The following is a 17,016-nucleotide window of genomic DNA, read 5'->3' on the forward strand; positions in this document are numbered from 1 at the left end:
CCGTCACGCTGATGCGCGAATTTCTGTTCGATGCCTTCCATTTCGAGATACTGACCGCGCTGACGAAATCGGCCAGCCCGCGCATTGCCTAAATCGCGGCGAACGCGCTGAAAGAAGTCAGCTATCATCTTGAACGCTCGTCCGATCTGGTCGTGCGGTTGGGGGACGGATCGGCCGAAAGCCACAGGCGGATGCAGGACGCGCTGGACCGGCTGTGGCCTTATACGGGCGAGATGTTCACCTCTGATGCCGTGGACGAGGCGGTGACGGCAGCCGGAATCGCGCCCGCGCTGGACGATCTGCGCGCCCACTGGGACAAGACCGTATCCGAGATTCTGGACGAGGCGACGCTGAGGCGGCCCGAGGGGCGTTTCGACGTCCACAAGGGTGGCAAGCAGGGTCGGCACACCGAACATCTGGGCTATGTTCTGGCCGAAATGCAGTTCCTGCAACGCGCCTATCCCGGCGCAAGCTGGTAAGCCGATGCAGCCCGAAACGCAGCAAATCTGGGACTGGCTGGCCGAAGTGCCGGATCCGGAAATCCCGGTTGTGTCCGTGACCGAACTTGGCATCGTCCGCGAGGTCCGTTGGGACGGCGATACGTTGCTGGTCGCGGTGACGCCGACCTATTCCGGCTGCCCCGCAACGGCGGTGATCGATCTGGCGATCGAGGCCCATCTGCGCGGCAAGGGCATCGGCAAGCTGCGTCTGGAACGCCGCCTGTCGCCGCCCTGGACGACCGACTGGGTGACGCCCGAGGCGCGTGACAAGCTGCGCGCCTATGGTATCGCCCCGCCGGTGGACGGCACCGCATCGGACGGGCGGACGGCGGGGCGGGCGGCGCGGATGGCCGGCGGCTCGAATCTGGTGATCGAATGCCCGCGCTGCGGATCGACCGATACGGAACGGGTCAGCCAGTTCGGCTCGACGCCCTGCAAGGCCAGCTATCGCTGCAAATCCTGCCTTGAGCCGTTCGACTATTTCAAATGTCATTAAGGGCCGCCCGACGGCCCCCAAATATCCCGTGATGTCCGGACAGGAGGCCGAACATGCCCCGATTCCATCCCCTAGACGTGACCGATATCCGCAAGGAGACCCGCGATGCCGTGGTGGTCACGCTGAAACCCCGCGACCCCGAGGCGTTCGCCTTTACGCAGGGACAATACCTGACCTTCCGCCGAGATTTCGACGGCGAGGAACTGCGCCGTTCTTATTAGATCTGCGCGGGGCTTGACGAAGGTTGTCTGAAAGTCGGCATCAAGCGCGTCGATGGCGGTGCCTTCTCGACCTGGGCGAATGAGGAACTGAAGCCCGGCGACGTGCTGGACGCGATGCCACCGCAGGGCCGGTTCTTTACCGCCATCGACCCGACCGCCGCCCGGAACTATCTGGGTTTCGCGGGCGGATCGGGCAGTACTCCGGTCCTGTCGATCATCAAGACGGTGCTGACGCGCGAACCGAAATCGACCTTCACGCTGGTCTATTCCAACCGTCAGGTCGGCTCGATCATGTTCCGCGAGGAGCTGGAGGATCTGAAGAACAGCTATCTGGGCCGCTTTTCAGTCGTGCATATCCTGGAAAGCGAGGGGCAAGAGATAGACCTGTTCACGGGCCGGATCGACGCCGAAAAGATGGACATGCTGTTCCGCATGTGGATCGACGCGGATTCCGTCGATATCGCCTTTATCTGTGGGCCGGAACCGATGATGCTGACCATCGCCGAAAGCCTGCGCAAGCACGGGCTGCGCGACGATCAGATCAAGTTCGAGCTGTTCGCCTCGTCCCAGCCCGGCCGCGCGAAAAAGCGTGTCCAGTCGCAGCAGGCCGCCAGTTCCGCCAATAGCTGCGAGGTTTCGGTCACGCTGGACGGCGCGACCCGCGTGTTCCAGATGCCCAAGGATGGCAGTTTCGTTCTGGATGCCGCGCTGGAAAACAGCATGGACGCGCCCTATTCCTGCAAGGCCGGGGTCTGCTCGACCTGCCGTGCCAAGGTGCTGGAGGGCGAGGTCGAGATGGAAGTCAATCACGCGCTGGAGGATTACGAGGTCAGGGCCGGTTACGTCCTGTCCTGCCAGTGCATCCCGTTGTCCGACAAGGTGGTGCTCAGCTATGACGAATGACACAGACACGATGCTGCTGGCCGATTATCTGGCGCGGGGCGGTAAACTGACCTCGCCGGGCAATGTTCCGCCGCGCTATCGCGCCGAGTTGCTGCGGATGATGTCCTCTTTCGTGGACAGCGAACTGGCCGGATCGGCGGGTTTTGCCAATGCGATCAACTGGGCGCCGGGCATCCAGTCGCGTATTGCCGCCAGCCGGATCACGCTGGAAAAGGCCGATCACGCCGGCCGGGTGCTGGATTTGATGGTCGAATTCGGTACCGACCGGGCGAAATACGAACAAGCCCATGACTGGGCCGCGCGGGGCGCGCGCGATGCGCAGGTCGATGCGCGGCGTCAGGGCGGTGACATGCGGCTGTCGGTGTTCCAATATCCGCTGGACGGCTGGACCGATGCGGTGGTGATGAACGTGCTGATGGGTCTGGCAACGGCGCATGCCGTGGGCGAGATGGCGCGCTGTTCCTATCAGCCCCTGTCCGAAGTGCTGCACGATATCCTGCCGCGCGAGAAACGCCACATGGAGCTGGGCCGCGACGGGCTGGAGCGTCTGATCGCGCAGGATGGCAGTGATCAGGCGGCGGCCTCGGTCGCCTATTGGATGCCGCGCGTGGCCGATACCTTTGGTCCGGCCAAATCCGCCAGCTTTGAACGGCTGAAGGCTCTGGGTCTGCGCCATACGGATAACGAGACTTTGCGTCAGGCATGGCGCGCCGAGGCGGGGGCGACGCTGACCCCTCTGGGCTTGGTATAAGGGGGAAAGGCAATGCTGGATTCGGGACGCACGGCGCGGCGGCTGGAAAGCTATGTGCAGGGCGCATGGCGCAAGGGCGCGGGCGAGGGCAAGCCGCTGGCCAATGCCGCAACCGGGGATATCCATGCGGTGATCTCGTCCGACGGGCTGGATTTCGCCGCCGCGCTGGAATGGGGCCGCGAGGCGGGCGGGGCGGCGCTGCGTCGCCACACCATCCATGAACGCGCCCTGATGCTGCGCGCCATCGGACAGAAGCTGATGGAGATGAAGGACGAATTTCACGCCGAAAGTCTGGCGACCGGGGCCACGGCCCGCGACGCCTGGCCCGATATCGAGGGCGGCATCGGCACGATGCTGACCTTTGCCTCAAAGGCGCGGCGCGAATTGCCCAATACCCGCGTTCTGGCCGAAGGCCCGGTCGAGGCCCTGTCCCGCGATGGCAGCTTTGTCGGGCAGCATATCCTGACGCCCTTGCAGGGGATCGCGGTTCACATCAACGCCTTCAACTTTCCGGTCTGGGGGATGCTGGAAAAGATCGCGCCCGCGCTGATCGGCGGCATGCCCTGTCTGGTCAAGCCGGCCTCGCAGACGGCTTATCTGACCGAACTGGTCGTGCGCCGAATGCTGGAAATGAACATCCTGCCAGATGGTGCGCTGCAACTGGTCTGCGGCGGCGTGGGCGACATGCTGGACCACGTGACCGGACAGGATGTCGTGACGTTCACGGGTTCCGCCTCGACCGGGCAAAAGCTGCGCAGCCACCCGGCCGTCGTCGCCAATTCGGTCCGCTTCACGATGGAGGCCGACAGCCTGAACGCCGCCATCCTTGGCCCCGATGCCGGGCCGGGCACGCCGGAATTTGACCTGTTCGTCAAGGAAATCCGGCAAGAGATGACCAGCAAGGCGGGCCAGAAATGCACCGCCATCCGCCGCATCCTCGTGCCTGCCGCGCATGAACAGGCACTGATCGCGGCGCTGTCGGATACGTTGTCAAAAACAGCGGTGGGTCTGCCGGGCGACAAGGCCACGCGGATGGGGGCGCTGGCCTCATTGGGCGAACGTCAGGGCGTGCGGGACAAGATCGGCCAGATCGCGGCCGAGGCTGACATTGTCTGCGGCGATCCCGATCAGGTCACGGTCACGTCGGGCGATGCAGGCAAGGGTGCGTTCCTGAACCCCGTCCTTCTGCGCTGTGCCGATCCGATGACCGCCACCGCCCCCCACGACATCGAGGCCTTTGGCCCGGTCGCGACGGTCATGGCTTATGACAGGCTGGATCAGGCCGTAGCATTGGCGAAAAAGGGCAAGGGTTCGCTGGTCTCGTCGGTATTCACCAACGATACCGATGTCGCCGCCGAACTGGTTCTGGGCATCGCCTCATTCCATGGCCGGGTGCATATCGGCAACCGCGACTCTGCCAAAAGCTCGACCGGGCATGGCTCGCCCCTTGCACCGCTGGTCCATGGCGGGCCGGGGCGCGCGGGCGGAGGCGAGGAAATGGGCGGCATGCGCGGGGTAAAGCACTTCATGCAGCGAACGGCGGTGCAGGGCACGCCGCGTCTGTTGTCGGCGGTGACGGGGCAATGGGTGCAGGGCGCACCGGCGCGGGGCGACCAGCATCCGTTCCGCAAATCGCTGGCCGAATTGCGCATTGGCGACCAGATCGTGACCGAAAGGCGCGAGGTCACGCTGGAAGATGTCGAACATTTCGCCACATTCACCGGCGACACGTTCTATGCCCATATGAACGGCGAGGCGGCGAAGGCCAATCCCTTCTTCGAGGATCGCGTCGCCCATGGCTATCTGATCGCATCCTTCGCGGCGGGCCTGTTCGTCTGGCCAGATCCCGGCCCGGTTCTGGCCAATTACGGCGTCGATAATCTGCGCTTCCTGACGCCGGTCTATTTCGGCGACAGCCTTCAGGTGCAACTGACCTGCAAGGAAATCAACCCCCGCGAAAATGCCGTCTATGGCGAGGTCCGGTGGGATTGCCGGGTCAGCAACCAGAAGGACGAGGTCGTCGCGCAATATGACGTGCTGACCATGGTGGCCAAGACCTGGCCGGTGCAAGAATACGCATAAAAGCGTTGCCTGTCACCTGGCCCCGAAAGGCCCGGCAATCGCCGGGCTTTTTTTGTTGCGGGCCTCACTGTGGCGGATTCTGGCCTGAAACCGCGACATTTGGTCGCGGAATTTGACAGGCATACCATGGCTTCGGCATCCTGATCGTCAAGGCTGGCGACAAATCAATTTATAACCCATTGATTTTATGGAGCCAGCTATCATGCCCAGCGACATCAACAGCATCACCACCCCTTCCAGCCGCCCCGATTCCGTGCGGCACGACCTGTCCGGCGCCTCGCGCAAGGCGCTTGCCAAATCGAAATTGCCGCCCCCGCCACCCGAAAGCCTGACCGCCGAAGCACGGGGCGGGCTTGCCGCCGAAGGACAGGCGGCAAGGCAGCGGTTCCAACAGCAAACCGAGGCTGACACGGAAACCGAAGGCCTGCCGGGCGCAGCGGGCGACCAGTTGGAAGAAGCAGTCGAAACAAGAAAAGCGCGGGAAAAAAAGCACCGCGCGCTTGAACGCAAGCGTGCCGAAAGTCAGCCGCCGGATACGGGGCAACCCTTGATCAACTGGGAACTGATTTCGGGCTTCGAGGGCGGCAGCCAACTGGACGGCTATGTTCCGGACCCCGAAGGATCACAGTCAGGGGTCACGATTGCCACCGGCTTCGACCTTGGGCAGCGGACGCGCGGCGATCTTGAAGATCTGTTCGGCAAGGACAATCCGCTTGTCGAGAAGCTTGCGCCCTATACGGGCCTCAGGCAGCAAAAGGCGGTGAATGCGTTGGAAGCGCGGTCTCTGACCATTTCCGCCGCCGAGGCGAACGAAATCGACCGGGCCGTCAAGGCGGATGCCTTGTTCCGCCTTGAAACCAGCTATAACAATGCCATAGGGCCGGATGATCCGACCTTCGCCGAACTTCCCGAGGCCGCGCAAACGGTAATCGCGTCGGTGGCATTCCAGTATGGCGATCTGGAAAGCCGGACGCCGAACTTCTGGAACCACGCGGTGAACCAGGACTGGCCTGCCTTGATTGCCGAACTGCGCGATTTCGGCGACAGTTATCCGACCCGGCGCGGGGCCGAGGCCGATTATCTGGAGGACGGAATTTGAGGGCTTTGGCCGCTGTTTTTCTTATGCTGTGGGCAAGCTGCGCAGCCACTGCGGATTGTGCCGATCTGTTATCCGATACCGAACTGCCGCACACCACGGACAGGCAGCGCTATGAGCAACTGGTCGCGTGCCAGACCGAGGCACTTGTCGCAAAGATCGTGGATACGCAGGATCAGACCCGGCGTTGCGCGGTCGCGTTCGACATCGTCTCGCGTCTGGATCTGTCCAGCTTCGCGTCCTCGCTGGGGCCGTTGTTGACTGGCCCCACGCGCATGGCGGATTTGGGGCCAGTCACGATCAGTCATGAATGCCGCCAGATTGATTTCGGCGACGCGGAATGGACCCGCAGGCTGGATCTGGTCGCCGTATCGTCCGAGGCGGCGGTGGCCCGCCTGACCGACAAGGCTGCAAAATCGGATTATGACCGGCCAGGCGTATTGCACATTCAGGCGATGTTTTACGGCGATCTGCGCGCACGGAACTATTGTGAGGTCGCGTTGAGGTCAGTTGATCTGAACTATAGCGCTTGTCCGTAAATGCCGGGTCTGCCGTGCGATCGTCAACTTTGCCCCGCAACGGAGGCAGGTCCGGACATGTCGCCATAAAACCGCCTTGCGCGCCCGATCGCCTCGGGAAGCTCTGCGACATTCTGAATGCGAATGGTGCCCTTCGCTTCTTCCCACGCGTCCATGTAATTGGCGATCTTGCCATAATGGTTGTCCAGAACGACATGCGGCTTTCGCATCAGGCAGCACAAAAGATGCACGTGCAGACGATCCGTCACCACGACCTTGGCCCGCGATAGCTGGGCGACCCCCCCGTCCAGTCTTTTGCGGGCGCTGTGTTCGAACAGACGATCCGTGGCGCGCATCCGGATGCTGCTGACGGGCATATGCCGGATCAGCGCCTTGTTGAAAATCCGTTCCCGCAGGCCCCAGGCCTGAACATTGACCCAATCCTCTGTGACCGCATCCTGTGGAAGATGGGCGCGCGCATTGTCGCCCCGGCCTTCCCTGTCATTGCGCAGCATGGCCAGCGTATCGATCTGCGCATCCGCCACCGGGGCGATTTCACCCAGCATGCAGGCCGCGTCAGGGACAAGCAGGGTTTCGCAATCGAAATGCTTCTGCGCAAGTTCCAGCCCGTTCCGGTCCCGGACCATCAGCGTGAAATTCCGATGCGCACCAATCGCCCGAGCCGTCTGCTCCAGCTTTTCGGGATCGGAGAAATGGATGGATTGTGGCAATTGCACGACCCGGTGGGACGGGAAACGTTCAAGAACCGCCAAGCGGAAATCCTGATGCGCAGCCCAGATATCCCCGAAATTCCCCCCGCCATGCAGCAAGATCGTTCCCGGCATATCTTTCCTGCGCAGATCCTGCGGCGCTGTTGTCAGGCTGCCAACGATCCTGGGGCGGTTCCGGGAAAGCTGTTGCAGGGCTATCAGTTCACCCAGATAGATGATGCTGTCGCCGATATTGAAATGGTCGGGAAAATCCAGCAGCGCGAAACGGCCGTCAGCCGGGATCAGGGGCTGCATGATCCCCTTGTAGATATCGGCCTGCTTCCGCAGATCCCGTTCAAAGCCCTGCATTCCTGTATCCTTCCATTCTGTCACGGCAATGCGCATCCTGTTCGGCGCATCCTACCACTCTGGCACATGAGACAGCGATGGAGAACTAAAGCGAATTTTCCGCTCTTCCGGTGGTTCCCGGCGGGCAAATTCCGCAGTAAGACGCTGTTTGCGTGCTTCGCGCGTGCTGCGCATGTCTCCATCAATCAGCCGGCGGAACCGCACTGCGGTCTGAAGCATAAAACTGTTGGCTTTTTCTTTCTCGATCCGGGCGGCCCGGCGTGCCGAGATGCTGTCATCCTCTGACATGTCGGGAAAGATCGCGCGCGTCTGTACCACGGCGGGATTGTCAAGTTTCCAGATGGAGAGTTGCCAGAAAGCCCTGGAATCCGGATCATACATGAAGCGGTCCACCGGCGAGAAATACTTCGCCGACAGCGCAAGCAATTTCCGCGCACCCGCCAGGGTGATGAAATACCCGCCGGTGCAATATTCCATTCCCAGAAGGCGAATGGCGTTCCGCCCCGGCCCGCAGGGCAACTGTGCCGTGCCGTAAAGGCTTGTATAATCCAGCAGGTTATTCTGGTCCAGCTTGAGCAGATCGCCGGACCGGCTGACGAATTTGTCGAAATCCAGTTCCGGCAGGTCAGAGGCGATAACGATATCGTCCTCAAGAACGATCGCCGCAGGAATGTCCTCATCGACGAGCGTATTCCAAACCCTGCGATGGCTTTCGAAACAGCCAATTTCTCCTGCGGTCAGTCGCGCATACCATGCCGCAGAATGCCGCCCGTGGTTTTCAGGATCGCTGCCGTCAAAGGCCGCAACGCGCCGCGCCCTGATCGCCAAGGCCGCCAGTTGTCGGCTCATGAATTCCATTCGGTCGGGTTGGCGGTCCAGATTGATGATAAAGACCGGATATTTCAAAACACTCACCTTTAACAAACACATAAGGACGCCATCACCAGATTGCGGCGAAGTGCGTCCGTAACAGATACGTTTAGACTATTATCCTCTTCATTCGGAACCGTCCAGTTCGTCATTCATGAATGATCCGCCGTACAGGCGTACGTCACGGGGCCGACTGAATAACCTTTCCCCGGAGTGTAACCTGCTACGGGTCCATGTGCCGCCCGGCCATGGGGCATCAAGCGGAGCGCTGACCTGCCTTGCCGACACGTGCTGCTCAGCCGCCACGCCGCGAATTTGCGTCCCGCGGCGGCCGGGGGCGCTGCGCCCCCCGGCCCCCCCGCTGGCCGCGCACCGGTGCATCCGGTTTCCGGGATTTCCGTCCGCAGGCTTGCTGCGCGCGAAGCGCGCGCGCCGCCCCAATTCTTGCCGGACCTGTTGAATCCACCGGTCAGCGGACGGCCTTGACGCCTTCCAGAATCAGGGTAGTGGCAACCTTGGCGTAATCCTCGCGGCTGATCGGGCCGCTGTCGCGGAACCACATGTAAACCCAGTTCATCATGCCGAAAAGCGACATGGTCACGGGGGTCAGCAGCGGGCGTTCCGGGCGTTCGAGTTCGGGGTGCAATTCGCGCAGGATCGTCGAAAAGCGCTGGACGATGCGGCGTTCGACCTGAAAGATGCGGGCCTTCTGTTCGTCGGACAGGGCGGGGCCGGCGTTCAGTTGCACCTTGTGCTGGTCATCCGCCCCGCGATAGGCTTGCAGCACCGCACCTACCAGCGTTTCCAGCCGCTGCGCCGGGCGCTGTCCGGGATCGGTGGCGCGTTCCAGAACCTGATCCAGTTCCTCAAGATGGGTGTGGATGATCGCAAAGATCAGCGCGTCCTTGGACGGGTAATAATGATAGAGCAGCGATTTCGACACGCCCGCCTCGGACGCGATCTGCGACATCGACGCCTTGTCCATCCCCTGCGTGGCAAAGACACGCGCGGCCGTCAGCAAAAGCTGATGCTGCTTTTCCTCGAAATCTACGGCGCGGGTCCGGGCCATTTGCGGGGCTTAACCTTTCGTTTGCGGGCCGGGGCGGGTTGCGCAATGCTTACCCCCGGCCCGCATGATTTGCCAGCCTTGGCGGCTGCGTCATTTGGGGCGGTTATCGATCACACGCCTTGCCTTGCCCTCGGACCGGGTGATGGCGGCTGGATCATGGATCTCGATCTTTGTCGAAATTCCGATCACCGACTTGATGTGATGGGCCAGTTCCTTTGACGACTGTGCGCGGGCATCCGCGGCGGCATGGCCGGGGGCGCATTCCACATGCACGATCATCGCGTCCATGCGGTCCTTGCGCACCAGTTCCAGATGGAAATGAGGGGCGAGACCCTTGCATTTCAGGATCTGTTCCTCGACCTGGGTCGGAAAGACGTTGACGCCGCGCAGGATGATCATGTCGTCGCTGCGACCGGTGATCTTTTCGATCCGGCGCATCGAACGCGCGGTGCCTGGCAACAGGCGGGTCAGGTCGCGGGTGCGATAGCGCACCATCGGCAACCCCTCTTTGGTCAGCGTGGTAAAGACCAGCTCGCCCATCTCGCCGTCGGGCAGGACCGCGCCGGTCTGCGGGTCGATGATCTCGGGGTAGAAATGATCTTCCCAGATATGTAGCCCGTCCTTGGTCTCGACGCATTCCTGCGCGACGCCCGGACCCATGACCTCGCTGAGGCCATAAATATCGACGGCGTGCATGTCGAACGCTTCTTCGATTTCCTCGCGCATGGCGTTGGTCCATGGCTCGGCGCCAAAAATGCCGACCTCAAGCGAGCTTTTGCGCGGGTCGAGGCCCTGACGGCGGAATTCATCGAGGATCGACAGCATATAGCTGGGCGTGACCATGATCAGGCGCGGCTTGAAATCGTTGATCAGTGTCACCTGCCGCTCGGTCATCCCGCCCGAGATGGGGACCACGGTGCAACCCAGCCGTTCGGCACCGTAATGCGCGCCAAGCCCGCCGGTGAACAGGCCATAGCCATAGGCATTGTGCAGCATGTCGCCGGGCCGCCCGCCCGCAGCCCGGATCGAACGCGCGATCAGGTTTGCCCAGTGGTCGATGTCATCGGCGGTATAGCCCACCACAGTCGGCTTACCCGTCGTCCCCGAGGAACCATGAATGCGCACCAGTTTCGACTGCGGCACGGCGAACATTCCGAAGGGATAGGTGTCGCGCAGATCCTGCTTGGTGGTGAAAGGAAAATTCGCCAGATCCGCCAGCGATTTCAGGTCTTCAGGATGAACGTCATGTTCGATAAAGCGGTTGCGGTAAAAGGGCGAGTTTTCGAATGCGTGTTTCAGCGACCGCTTCATGCGGTGAAATTGCAGCGCCGCGATTTCATCGCGCGAGGCGGTTTCGATCGGGTCCAGTTCCTTGGGCGTTGGTGTCAGGTCTCTCATAGGTTCCTCCCTCGAAAAATCACTCGGCCCTGTCAGTCAGTGGCGGGCAGAAAGGTACGGTTGATGGTGCGTGAATGGCCGCGAAATTCGGCGATGACGCCGCCGTCGGCGCGCGTCACCCGGACGTCATAGATGCCCGAACGCCCCTTGCGCGACACCTCGCGCGCGGTGGCGGTCAGCCGGTCGCCAAGTGCGCCCGGCGCGATATAGGTGACAGAGCAGTGCTGCGCCACGGTCATCTGGTTATAGGTGTTGCAGGCAAAGGCGAAGGCGCTGTCGGCCAGCGCGAACAGATAGCCGCCATGCGCGTTGCCGTGGCCATTGGTCATCTGCCCGGTCACTGTCATGGTCAGCGTCGCCTCGCCCGGCGCGACATGGATCAGTTCCATTCCCAGCCGCTGTGAGGCGTTGTCATCGTCCCACATGATGCGGGTGCAGGCTTCGGCAAGTTGCTGCGGAGTCATCTGATCGGCGGTCATTTATTGTCCCTTGAACACGGGGGGACGCTTTTCGAAAAAGGCGGTCACACCCTCGGCATAGTCCTGGCTGAATCCCGCCTGACGCTGGCAATCGCGTTCGCGGTCCAGATGGCTGTCCAGATCGGCGGTGGTGGCCTCTTGGATCAGTCGCTTGGTCAGGCCCAGTCCGACAGTCGGCCCCGCCGCCAGCTTTTCGGCCAGCGCCGTCGCCTCGGGCATCAGGGCGTCGTCATCGACGGCCTTCCAGATCAGGCCCCAGTCGGCGGCGGTTTCAGCGGGCAGAGGTTCGGCTGTCATGGCCAGCGCCTTGGCGCGGGGTTCACCCAGAATGCGGGTCAGCGACCACGAACCACCAGCGTCGGGGATCAGCCCGATCCTGGAAAATGCCTGGATGAATTTCGCCGAACGCGCCGCCAGAACGATGTCGCAGGCCAGCGCGATATTGGCCCCGGCCCCCGCCGCCACGCCATTCACCGCGCAGATGACCGGCTTGTCCAGCGACCGAATCAGCCGCAGGGCCGGATTGTAATATGTGTCGATCGTATGTCCCAGATCGGGGCGCGGGCCGCCCTTGCGCGGATCGCGGTCGCCCAGATCCTGCCCGGCGCAGAATCCCCGGCCCGATCCGGTCAGCAGCACCGCGCGCACCGCGTCGTCGTCATGCGCCTGCTGCAACTGCGCGCGCAGCGCCAGATGCATGTCCTCGTTGAAGGAATTCAGCTTGTCGGGGCGGTTGAGGGTGATCCTCAGCACGCCCAGTTCCAGGCTGGACAGTATCGTGTCGGATGTCGTCATGTTTCCCCTCCAGACCCCCGTTTTCGGGGGGTGCCTAAAAAATACTGTTGCATAAACCGTCCGGTCGGTCAATGATATGTTGAAGATTGTCCTGGGAGGAGACCATGGCAGATATGACGCGCAAGCATCGCGCCGGACCGGACCTGGCCGCAAAGGCATCGGGCGCGCGTGAATACTGGACGGCTTTCCTCGCGATTCCCAGCACAAAATCCGCAAATGATCCGGCAGGACCGCCCGTCAGGCGGCAGGACCGGCAGTAAAAGCTTCTGACCCTTGGGAGGACAAAGATGAAAATCATGAACAGCACGGCGCTTGCCACGATTCTGGCGATTGGCGCGCTGACCGGCGCGGCCCATGCCGAGATTCGGCTGGGCGCAAGCGTTTCGGCCAGTGGCCCGGCGGCGTTTCTGGGCGACCCGGAGGCCAAGACCATCGAGATGATGGTCGATCAGATCAACGAGGCTGGCGGCATCAATGGCGAGGAAATCGCCCTGACGCTGTATGATGACGGCGGCGATCCGAACAAGGCGCGCACCTTCGCCACCCGCCTGGTCGAGGATGACGAGGTCGTGGCGATCATCGGCGGCTCGACCACGGGCACCACCATGTCGATCCTGGATGTGGCGCAGGACGAGGGGATTCCCTTCATCTCGCTTGCCGGGGCGATTTCGATCATCGATCCTGTACGCGAATATGTTTTCAAGACGCCGCACACGGACCGCATGGCCTGCGAAAAGATTTTTACCGACATGCAGGGGCGCGGCATCAGCAAGGTCGGCATGATTTCCGGCACGGACGGGTTCGGAGCGTCGATGCAGGCCCAGTGCAAAGAGGTCGCAGGCAATCACGGCATCGAAATCGTCGCGGACGAGACCTATGGCCCGCAGGATGCCGACATGACCCCGCAACTGACCCGCATCCGCAACACTGCTGGCGTGCAGGCGGTTCTGAATCCGGGTTTCGGGCAGGGGCCGGCCATCGTGACGCGCAATGTCGCGCAGCTAGGCTTTGACATTCCACTGTATCAAAGCCACGGCGTCGCCTCGAACGCCTTTATCGAACTGGCCGGGGCCGAGGCCGCCGAGGGCGTGCATCTGCCCGGAACCGCGCTGCTGATCGGCGATCTGCTGGCCGGGGACGATCCGCAATACAAGGTCGTCACCGACTATACCACCGCCTACAAGGCCAAATACAATCAGGATCCGTCCACCTTTGCGGGCTATGCCCATGACGCGGTGGCGCTGATGGCCGATGCGATCACCCGCGCGGGGGGCGGCGACGACCCCGATGCGATCCGCGACGCGCTTGAGGAAACCAAGGGCTTTGTCGGCACCACCGGCACCTATACCTTCACGCCCGAGGATCATCTGGGCCTGGATCTGACTGCTTTCCGGATGCTGGAAATCACCGGCGGCGACTGGAAACAGCTTGACTGATGACGCGCCCGGCCGGAGCCTCCGGCCGGGTTTTCCCTCTGCCTGACGTCTGAGGAAGCTCATGGACGCCCTGTTGCAATTCATCTTTTCCGGCGTGACGGTCGGCGCGGTCTATGCGCTGGTCGCGCTGGGGTTCACGATCATCTATAACGCCTCGGACGTGGTGAATTTCGCGCAAGGCGAATTTGTCATGCTGGGCGGGATGATCACCGTTTTCACCTTTCAGGCCGGGCTGCCGCTGGCGCTGGCCGCGGTTCTGGCGATCCTGATAACTGCCGCCATCGGCGTGGCGCTGAACAAGCTGGCGATCGAACCCGCGCGCGGCGCGCCCGTCGTGTCGCTGATCATCATCACCATCGGCGCATCGATCCTGATCCGGGGCGCGGCGCAACTGGTCTTTGACAAGCAGTTGCATCGGTTTCCGGCCTTTTCGGGCGATCAGCCGATCCGCGTCATGGGCGCGACGATCCTGCCGCAAAGCCTGTGGGTGATCTTTGGCGCGCTGGTGGTGTTCACCGGGCTGTGGCTGTTCTTTACCCGCACGCTGACCGGCAAGGCTGTGCTGGCCACCGCCAATAACCGCATCGCCGCGCAATTGGTCGGCATCAACACCAACTGGGTGATGACCCTGTCCTTCGGCCTGTCAGCCGCCATCGGCGCGTTGGCGGGCGTTCTGGTCACGCCGATCACGCTGGTCAGCTATGACGTGGGCGTCGGCCTTGCCCTCAAGGGCTTTGCCGCCGCCATGCTGGGCGGGATGGGCAACCCCAAGGGCGCGCTGGTCGGCGGGCTGCTGCTGGGTCTGCTTGAGGCGCTGACCGCAGGCTATCTCAGTTCGCAATACAAGGACGCGGTGGCCTTTATCGTCATTCTCGCGGTGCTGTTCGTGATGCCGCAGGGCATTTTCGGCAAGAAATCGACGGAGCGGGTATGATGGCAACACGCAGGAAATGGATGCAACTGGGCGTGCTGGCGGCGCTGATCGTCGTGCTGCCGTTCTTTTTTCCGTCCGGCTATTATTTTCGCGTCGGCGCGCTGATCTTTGTCAACGCGCTGTCGGTGATGGGGCTGGTGATCCTGATCGGCTATGCCGGGCAGATCAGCCTTGGCCATGCAGGTTTCGCCGGGATAGGGGCCTATGCCTGTGCGCTTGCGCCGGGGCATCTGGGCCTGCATCCGGGGCTGGCGCTGATCCTTGGCGCGGTGATCTCGGGGGGGATGGCGCTGCTGATCGGGCGGCCGATCCTGCGGCTGAAGGGCTATTACCTGGCGGTTGCCACGCTGGGGTTCGGGATCCTCGTGTCGATGGTGCTGACCAACGAACGCGCGCTGACCGGCGGTCCCGACGGCATGTCGGTCGAGGATCTGGGCCTGCGCGCGCTGCTGCGTGAACTGGGCTGGCGCGTTTCGGGGGGCGAGTTCTGGTATTTCGTCAGCGGCATCGTGCTGCTGATCGGCGCATGGATCGCGCTGAACCTGTTCGACAGTCCCACCGGCCGCGCCATGCGTGCGCTGCACGGATCCGAGGTCGCGGCCTCGACCGTGGGCATCGACGTTGCCCGGCAAAAACTGCGCGCCTTTGTCATCTCGGCGGTCTATGCCTCGGTCGCGGGGTCGTTGCTGGCCTTGCAGAACGGGTTCATCACGCCGGATGTCGCGGGCTTCATGCATTCCATCGAAATGGTGACAATGGCGGTTCTGGGGGGCGTCGGTTCGGTTCTGGGGGCGACGCTTGGCGCGGCGATCCTGACGCTGCTGCCGCAGGTGCTGACCGTATTCGCCGAATATGAACAACTGGTGCTGGGGGCGGTGATGATCCTTGTGATGATCTTTCTGCCGCAGGGGCTGTTGCCCTCGATCGCGCGCCGCATCCGGGGGAGGGAGGAATGAGCCTTCTGGACGTCAAGGGCCTTGGCATCACCTTCGGCGGGCTGAAAGCCGTGAACGATGTCAGCTTTTCGGTCCGCCCGGGCGAGATCGTGTCGGTCATCGGGCCGAACGGGGCAGGCAAGACGACGCTGTTCAACATGATTTCCGGCGTCTATCAGCCGGGGCGTGGCACGGTCCACCTGACCGGCAGCGACGTCACCGGCGCATCGCCGCACAGGCTCGCCGAAATGGGGCTTTCGCGCACCTTCCAGAACCTGCAAATCTTTCAGGAAATGACGGTGCTGGACAATGTGCTGGCCGGGTTCCACTTGCAGGAACGCGGATCGGTGCTGGCCGACCTGCTGTCGCTGCCCTCGATGCATCGCCGGGCCAATGCGGCACGAGAGGCCGGGCGCAAGCTGCTGGCCCGCGTGCGGCTGGACAAGGCCGAGGCGCAAGAGGCGGGCAGCCTGTCCTATGGCGCGCTGAAACGGCTGGAAATCGCCCGCGCGCTGGCGCTGTCACCCAAGATCCTGCTGCTGGACGAACCGGCAGCGGGCTGCAACGCGGTCGAGACCGAGGAAATCGATAACCTGATTGCGGAACTGGCCGCGTCGGGCATCGCAATCCTGCTGGTCGAACATGACATGAAGATGGTGATGCGGATTTCCAACCATATCGTCGTACTGGATCACGGCGAAAAGATCGCCGAGGGCGACCCGGCCACGGTCAGCCGCAACCCCGATGTGATCGCGGCCTATCTGGGCACCGAGGAAACGGAGGCCGCCCATGCTGACGGTTGAGGGGCTGCGGTCGCGCTATGGCCGGATCGAGGTGCTGCACGGGATCGACCTGCACGTAAATTCGGGCGAGATCGTCACAGTGGTCGGCGCAAATGGCGCGGGCAAGACGACGCTGCTGAAATGCCTGTCGGGCACCCAGCCGGTCAGCGATGGCAATATCGTTTTTCGCGGAGAACCGCTGTCCGCCGTGCCCGCCCATCGCCGCCTGTCGCGCGGTCTGGCGCAATCGCCCGAGGGGCGGCAGATTTTCACCAATCTGACGGTCGAGGAAAATCTGCGGCTGGGGGCGTTCCTGTTCACCGATGAGCGCGTCGATCAGGACATGACCGAGGCCTTTGGCCTGTTCCCGATCCTGAAGGAAAAGCGCAATCTGGCGGCGGGCGGGCTGTCGGGCGGGCAACAGCAGATGCTGGCCATCGCCCGCGCGCTGCTGGGCCGCCCCTCGTGCCTGCTGCTGGACGAGCCGTCGATGGGCCTTGCGCCCTTGCTGGTCGCGCAGATCTTCGAGGTGGTGACGGCGCTGAAGGACCGCGGTGTGACGGTGCTGCTGGTCGAACAGAACGCCTTTGGCGCGCAGAAGATCGCCGACCGGGGTTATGTCATGGAAACCGGCCGGATCACGATGGAGGGCCAGGCCGCCGAACTGATCGC

At 62.7% G+C, this 17,016-nt stretch carries 16 protein-coding genes and 2 pseudogenes; 12 read left to right on the forward strand and 6 right to left on the reverse strand.

Annotation, left to right across the window (positions count from 1 at the left end):
• The 7 genes and pseudogenes from paaC to ACK5L9_RS12985 all read left to right on the forward strand — a co-directional run.
• Positions 1-479: pseudogene (gene paaC, locus ACK5L9_RS12955) on the forward strand (1,2-phenylacetyl-CoA epoxidase subunit PaaC); the annotation flags it as partial.
• Between the two features lie 4 nt (positions 480-483).
• A complete protein-coding gene (gene paaD / locus ACK5L9_RS12960) occupies positions 484-996 on the forward strand; it encodes a 1,2-phenylacetyl-CoA epoxidase subunit PaaD (RefSeq protein ID WP_416911880.1) in 513 nt (170 codons plus the stop codon).
• A gap of 53 nt (positions 997-1,049) precedes the next feature.
• Positions 1,050-2,120 (forward strand): annotated as a pseudogene (locus ACK5L9_RS12965) (2Fe-2S iron-sulfur cluster-binding protein).
• Positions 2,110-2,871 carry a Phenylacetic acid catabolic protein gene (locus ACK5L9_RS12970; RefSeq protein WP_416911881.1) on the forward strand — a complete coding sequence of 254 codons (762 nt, stop codon included), beginning with the start codon at positions 2,110-2,112 and terminating at the stop codon, positions 2,869-2,871. The pseudogene ACK5L9_RS12965 and the gene ACK5L9_RS12970 overlap by 11 nt, the downstream one beginning before the upstream one ends.
• A gap of 12 nt (positions 2,872-2,883) precedes the next feature.
• Positions 2,884-4,953, forward strand: a complete 2,070-nt coding sequence (gene paaZ, locus ACK5L9_RS12975) for a phenylacetic acid degradation bifunctional protein PaaZ (RefSeq protein WP_416911882.1) — start codon at positions 2,884-2,886, stop codon at positions 4,951-4,953.
• Positions 4,954-5,155: 202 nt separating this feature from the next.
• Positions 5,156-6,052, forward strand: coding sequence for a pesticin C-terminus-like muramidase (locus tag ACK5L9_RS12980; RefSeq protein ID WP_416911883.1), 897 nt, complete (start codon positions 5,156-5,158; stop codon positions 6,050-6,052).
• Between the two features lie 5 nt (positions 6,053-6,057).
• Positions 6,058-6,588 carry a hypothetical protein gene (locus ACK5L9_RS12985; protein ID WP_416911884.1) on the forward strand — a complete coding sequence of 177 codons (531 nt, stop codon included), beginning with the start codon at positions 6,058-6,060 and terminating at the stop codon, positions 6,586-6,588.
• Between the two features lie 23 nt (positions 6,589-6,611).
• On the opposite strand, the gene ACK5L9_RS12990 is transcribed toward ACK5L9_RS12985, so the two are convergent.
• From ACK5L9_RS12990 to paaG, 6 genes are all read right to left on the reverse strand, one after another.
• On the reverse strand, positions 6,612-7,646 hold the full coding sequence (locus ACK5L9_RS12990) for a polysaccharide pyruvyl transferase family protein (protein ID WP_416911885.1): 1,035 nt from the start codon (positions 7,644-7,646) through the stop codon (positions 6,612-6,614).
• Positions 7,647-7,697: 51 nt separating this feature from the next.
• The gene (locus tag ACK5L9_RS12995) at positions 7,698-8,576 is read right to left on the reverse strand and encodes a glycosyltransferase family 25 protein (protein ID WP_416911886.1); all 879 of its coding nucleotides are present in this window, start codon (positions 8,574-8,576) and stop codon (positions 7,698-7,700) included.
• A 409-nt stretch (positions 8,577-8,985) separates the two neighbouring features.
• The gene (locus ACK5L9_RS13000) at positions 8,986-9,585 is read right to left on the reverse strand and encodes a TetR/AcrR family transcriptional regulator (RefSeq protein ID WP_416911887.1); all 600 of its coding nucleotides are present in this window, start codon (positions 9,583-9,585) and stop codon (positions 8,986-8,988) included.
• Between the two features lie 90 nt (positions 9,586-9,675).
• Positions 9,676-10,983 (reverse strand): phenylacetate--CoA ligase PaaK, encoded by a 1,308-nt coding sequence (paaK, locus tag ACK5L9_RS13005; RefSeq protein ID WP_416911888.1) that lies wholly within the window; start codon positions 10,981-10,983, stop codon positions 9,676-9,678.
• A 32-nt stretch (positions 10,984-11,015) separates the two neighbouring features.
• Positions 11,016-11,447, reverse strand: a complete 432-nt coding sequence (gene paaI, locus ACK5L9_RS13010; protein ID WP_416911894.1) for a hydroxyphenylacetyl-CoA thioesterase PaaI — start codon at positions 11,445-11,447, stop codon at positions 11,016-11,018.
• Positions 11,448-11,462: 15 nt separating this feature from the next.
• Positions 11,463-12,257 (reverse strand): 2-(1,2-epoxy-1,2-dihydrophenyl)acetyl-CoA isomerase PaaG, encoded by a 795-nt coding sequence (gene paaG, locus ACK5L9_RS13015; RefSeq protein ID WP_416911889.1) that lies wholly within the window; start codon positions 12,255-12,257, stop codon positions 11,463-11,465.
• 287 nt (positions 12,258-12,544) lie between these two features.
• Between paaG and ACK5L9_RS13020 the strand changes: the two genes are divergently transcribed.
• From ACK5L9_RS13020 to ACK5L9_RS13040, 5 genes are all read left to right on the forward strand, one after another.
• Complete coding sequence (locus ACK5L9_RS13020; RefSeq protein WP_416911890.1) at positions 12,545-13,693, forward strand: ABC transporter substrate-binding protein; 1,149 nt, start codon at positions 12,545-12,547, stop codon at positions 13,691-13,693.
• Positions 13,694-13,754: 61 nt separating this feature from the next.
• Entirely contained in the window at positions 13,755-14,627 is an 873-nt protein-coding gene (locus ACK5L9_RS13025; RefSeq protein WP_416911891.1) for a branched-chain amino acid ABC transporter permease, read from the forward strand.
• Entirely contained in the window at positions 14,627-15,583 is a 957-nt protein-coding gene (locus tag ACK5L9_RS13030; protein WP_416911895.1) for a branched-chain amino acid ABC transporter permease, read from the forward strand. Before ACK5L9_RS13025 ends, ACK5L9_RS13030 begins: the two co-directional genes overlap by 1 nt.
• A complete protein-coding gene (locus ACK5L9_RS13035) occupies positions 15,580-16,365 on the forward strand; it encodes an ABC transporter ATP-binding protein (RefSeq protein WP_416911892.1) in 786 nt (261 codons plus the stop codon). The genes ACK5L9_RS13030 and ACK5L9_RS13035 overlap by 4 nt, the downstream gene beginning before the upstream one ends.
• Positions 16,352-17,016, forward strand: a 665-nt coding sequence (locus ACK5L9_RS13040) for an ABC transporter ATP-binding protein (RefSeq protein ID WP_416911893.1), incomplete at its 3' end; no start/stop codon positions are given. The genes ACK5L9_RS13035 and ACK5L9_RS13040, both read left to right, overlap by 14 nt.

Source organism: Paracoccus sp. (in: a-proteobacteria) (assembly GCF_047973135.1).
In the GTDB taxonomy this organism is placed as follows: Bacteria; Pseudomonadota; Alphaproteobacteria; order Rhodobacterales; family Rhodobacteraceae; genus Paracoccus.

Coding starts and splice junctions, on each gene's coding strand:
- paaZ (WP_416911882.1), top strand. CDS start 2,884: ATGCTGGATTCGGGACGCACGGCGCGGCGGCTGGAAAGCTATGTGCAG.
- ACK5L9_RS12990 (WP_416911885.1), bottom strand. CDS start 7,646: ATGCAGGGCTTTGAACGGGATCTGCGGAAGCAGGCCGATATCTACAAG.
- ACK5L9_RS12995 (WP_416911886.1), bottom strand. CDS start 8,576: ATGTGTTTGTTAAAGGTGAGTGTTTTGAAATATCCGGTCTTTATCATC.
- ACK5L9_RS13030 (WP_416911895.1), top strand. CDS start 14,627: ATGGCAACACGCAGGAAATGGATGCAACTGGGCGTGCTGGCGGCGCTG.
- paaD (WP_416911880.1), top strand. CDS start 484: ATGCAGCCCGAAACGCAGCAAATCTGGGACTGGCTGGCCGAAGTGCCG.
- ACK5L9_RS13025 (WP_416911891.1), top strand. CDS start 13,755: ATGGACGCCCTGTTGCAATTCATCTTTTCCGGCGTGACGGTCGGCGCG.
- ACK5L9_RS13000 (WP_416911887.1), bottom strand. CDS start 9,585: ATGGCCCGGACCCGCGCCGTAGATTTCGAGGAAAAGCAGCATCAGCTT.
- ACK5L9_RS12970 (WP_416911881.1), top strand. CDS start 2,110: ATGACGAATGACACAGACACGATGCTGCTGGCCGATTATCTGGCGCGG.
- ACK5L9_RS12980 (WP_416911883.1), top strand. CDS start 5,156: ATGCCCAGCGACATCAACAGCATCACCACCCCTTCCAGCCGCCCCGAT.
- paaK (WP_416911888.1), bottom strand. CDS start 10,983: ATGAGAGACCTGACACCAACGCCCAAGGAACTGGACCCGATCGAAACC.
- ACK5L9_RS13035 (WP_416911892.1), top strand. CDS start 15,580: ATGAGCCTTCTGGACGTCAAGGGCCTTGGCATCACCTTCGGCGGGCTG.
- paaI (WP_416911894.1), bottom strand. CDS start 11,447: ATGACTCCGCAGCAACTTGCCGAAGCCTGCACCCGCATCATGTGGGAC.
- paaG (WP_416911889.1), bottom strand. CDS start 12,257: ATGACGACATCCGACACGATACTGTCCAGCCTGGAACTGGGCGTGCTG.
- ACK5L9_RS13020 (WP_416911890.1), top strand. CDS start 12,545: ATGAAAATCATGAACAGCACGGCGCTTGCCACGATTCTGGCGATTGGC.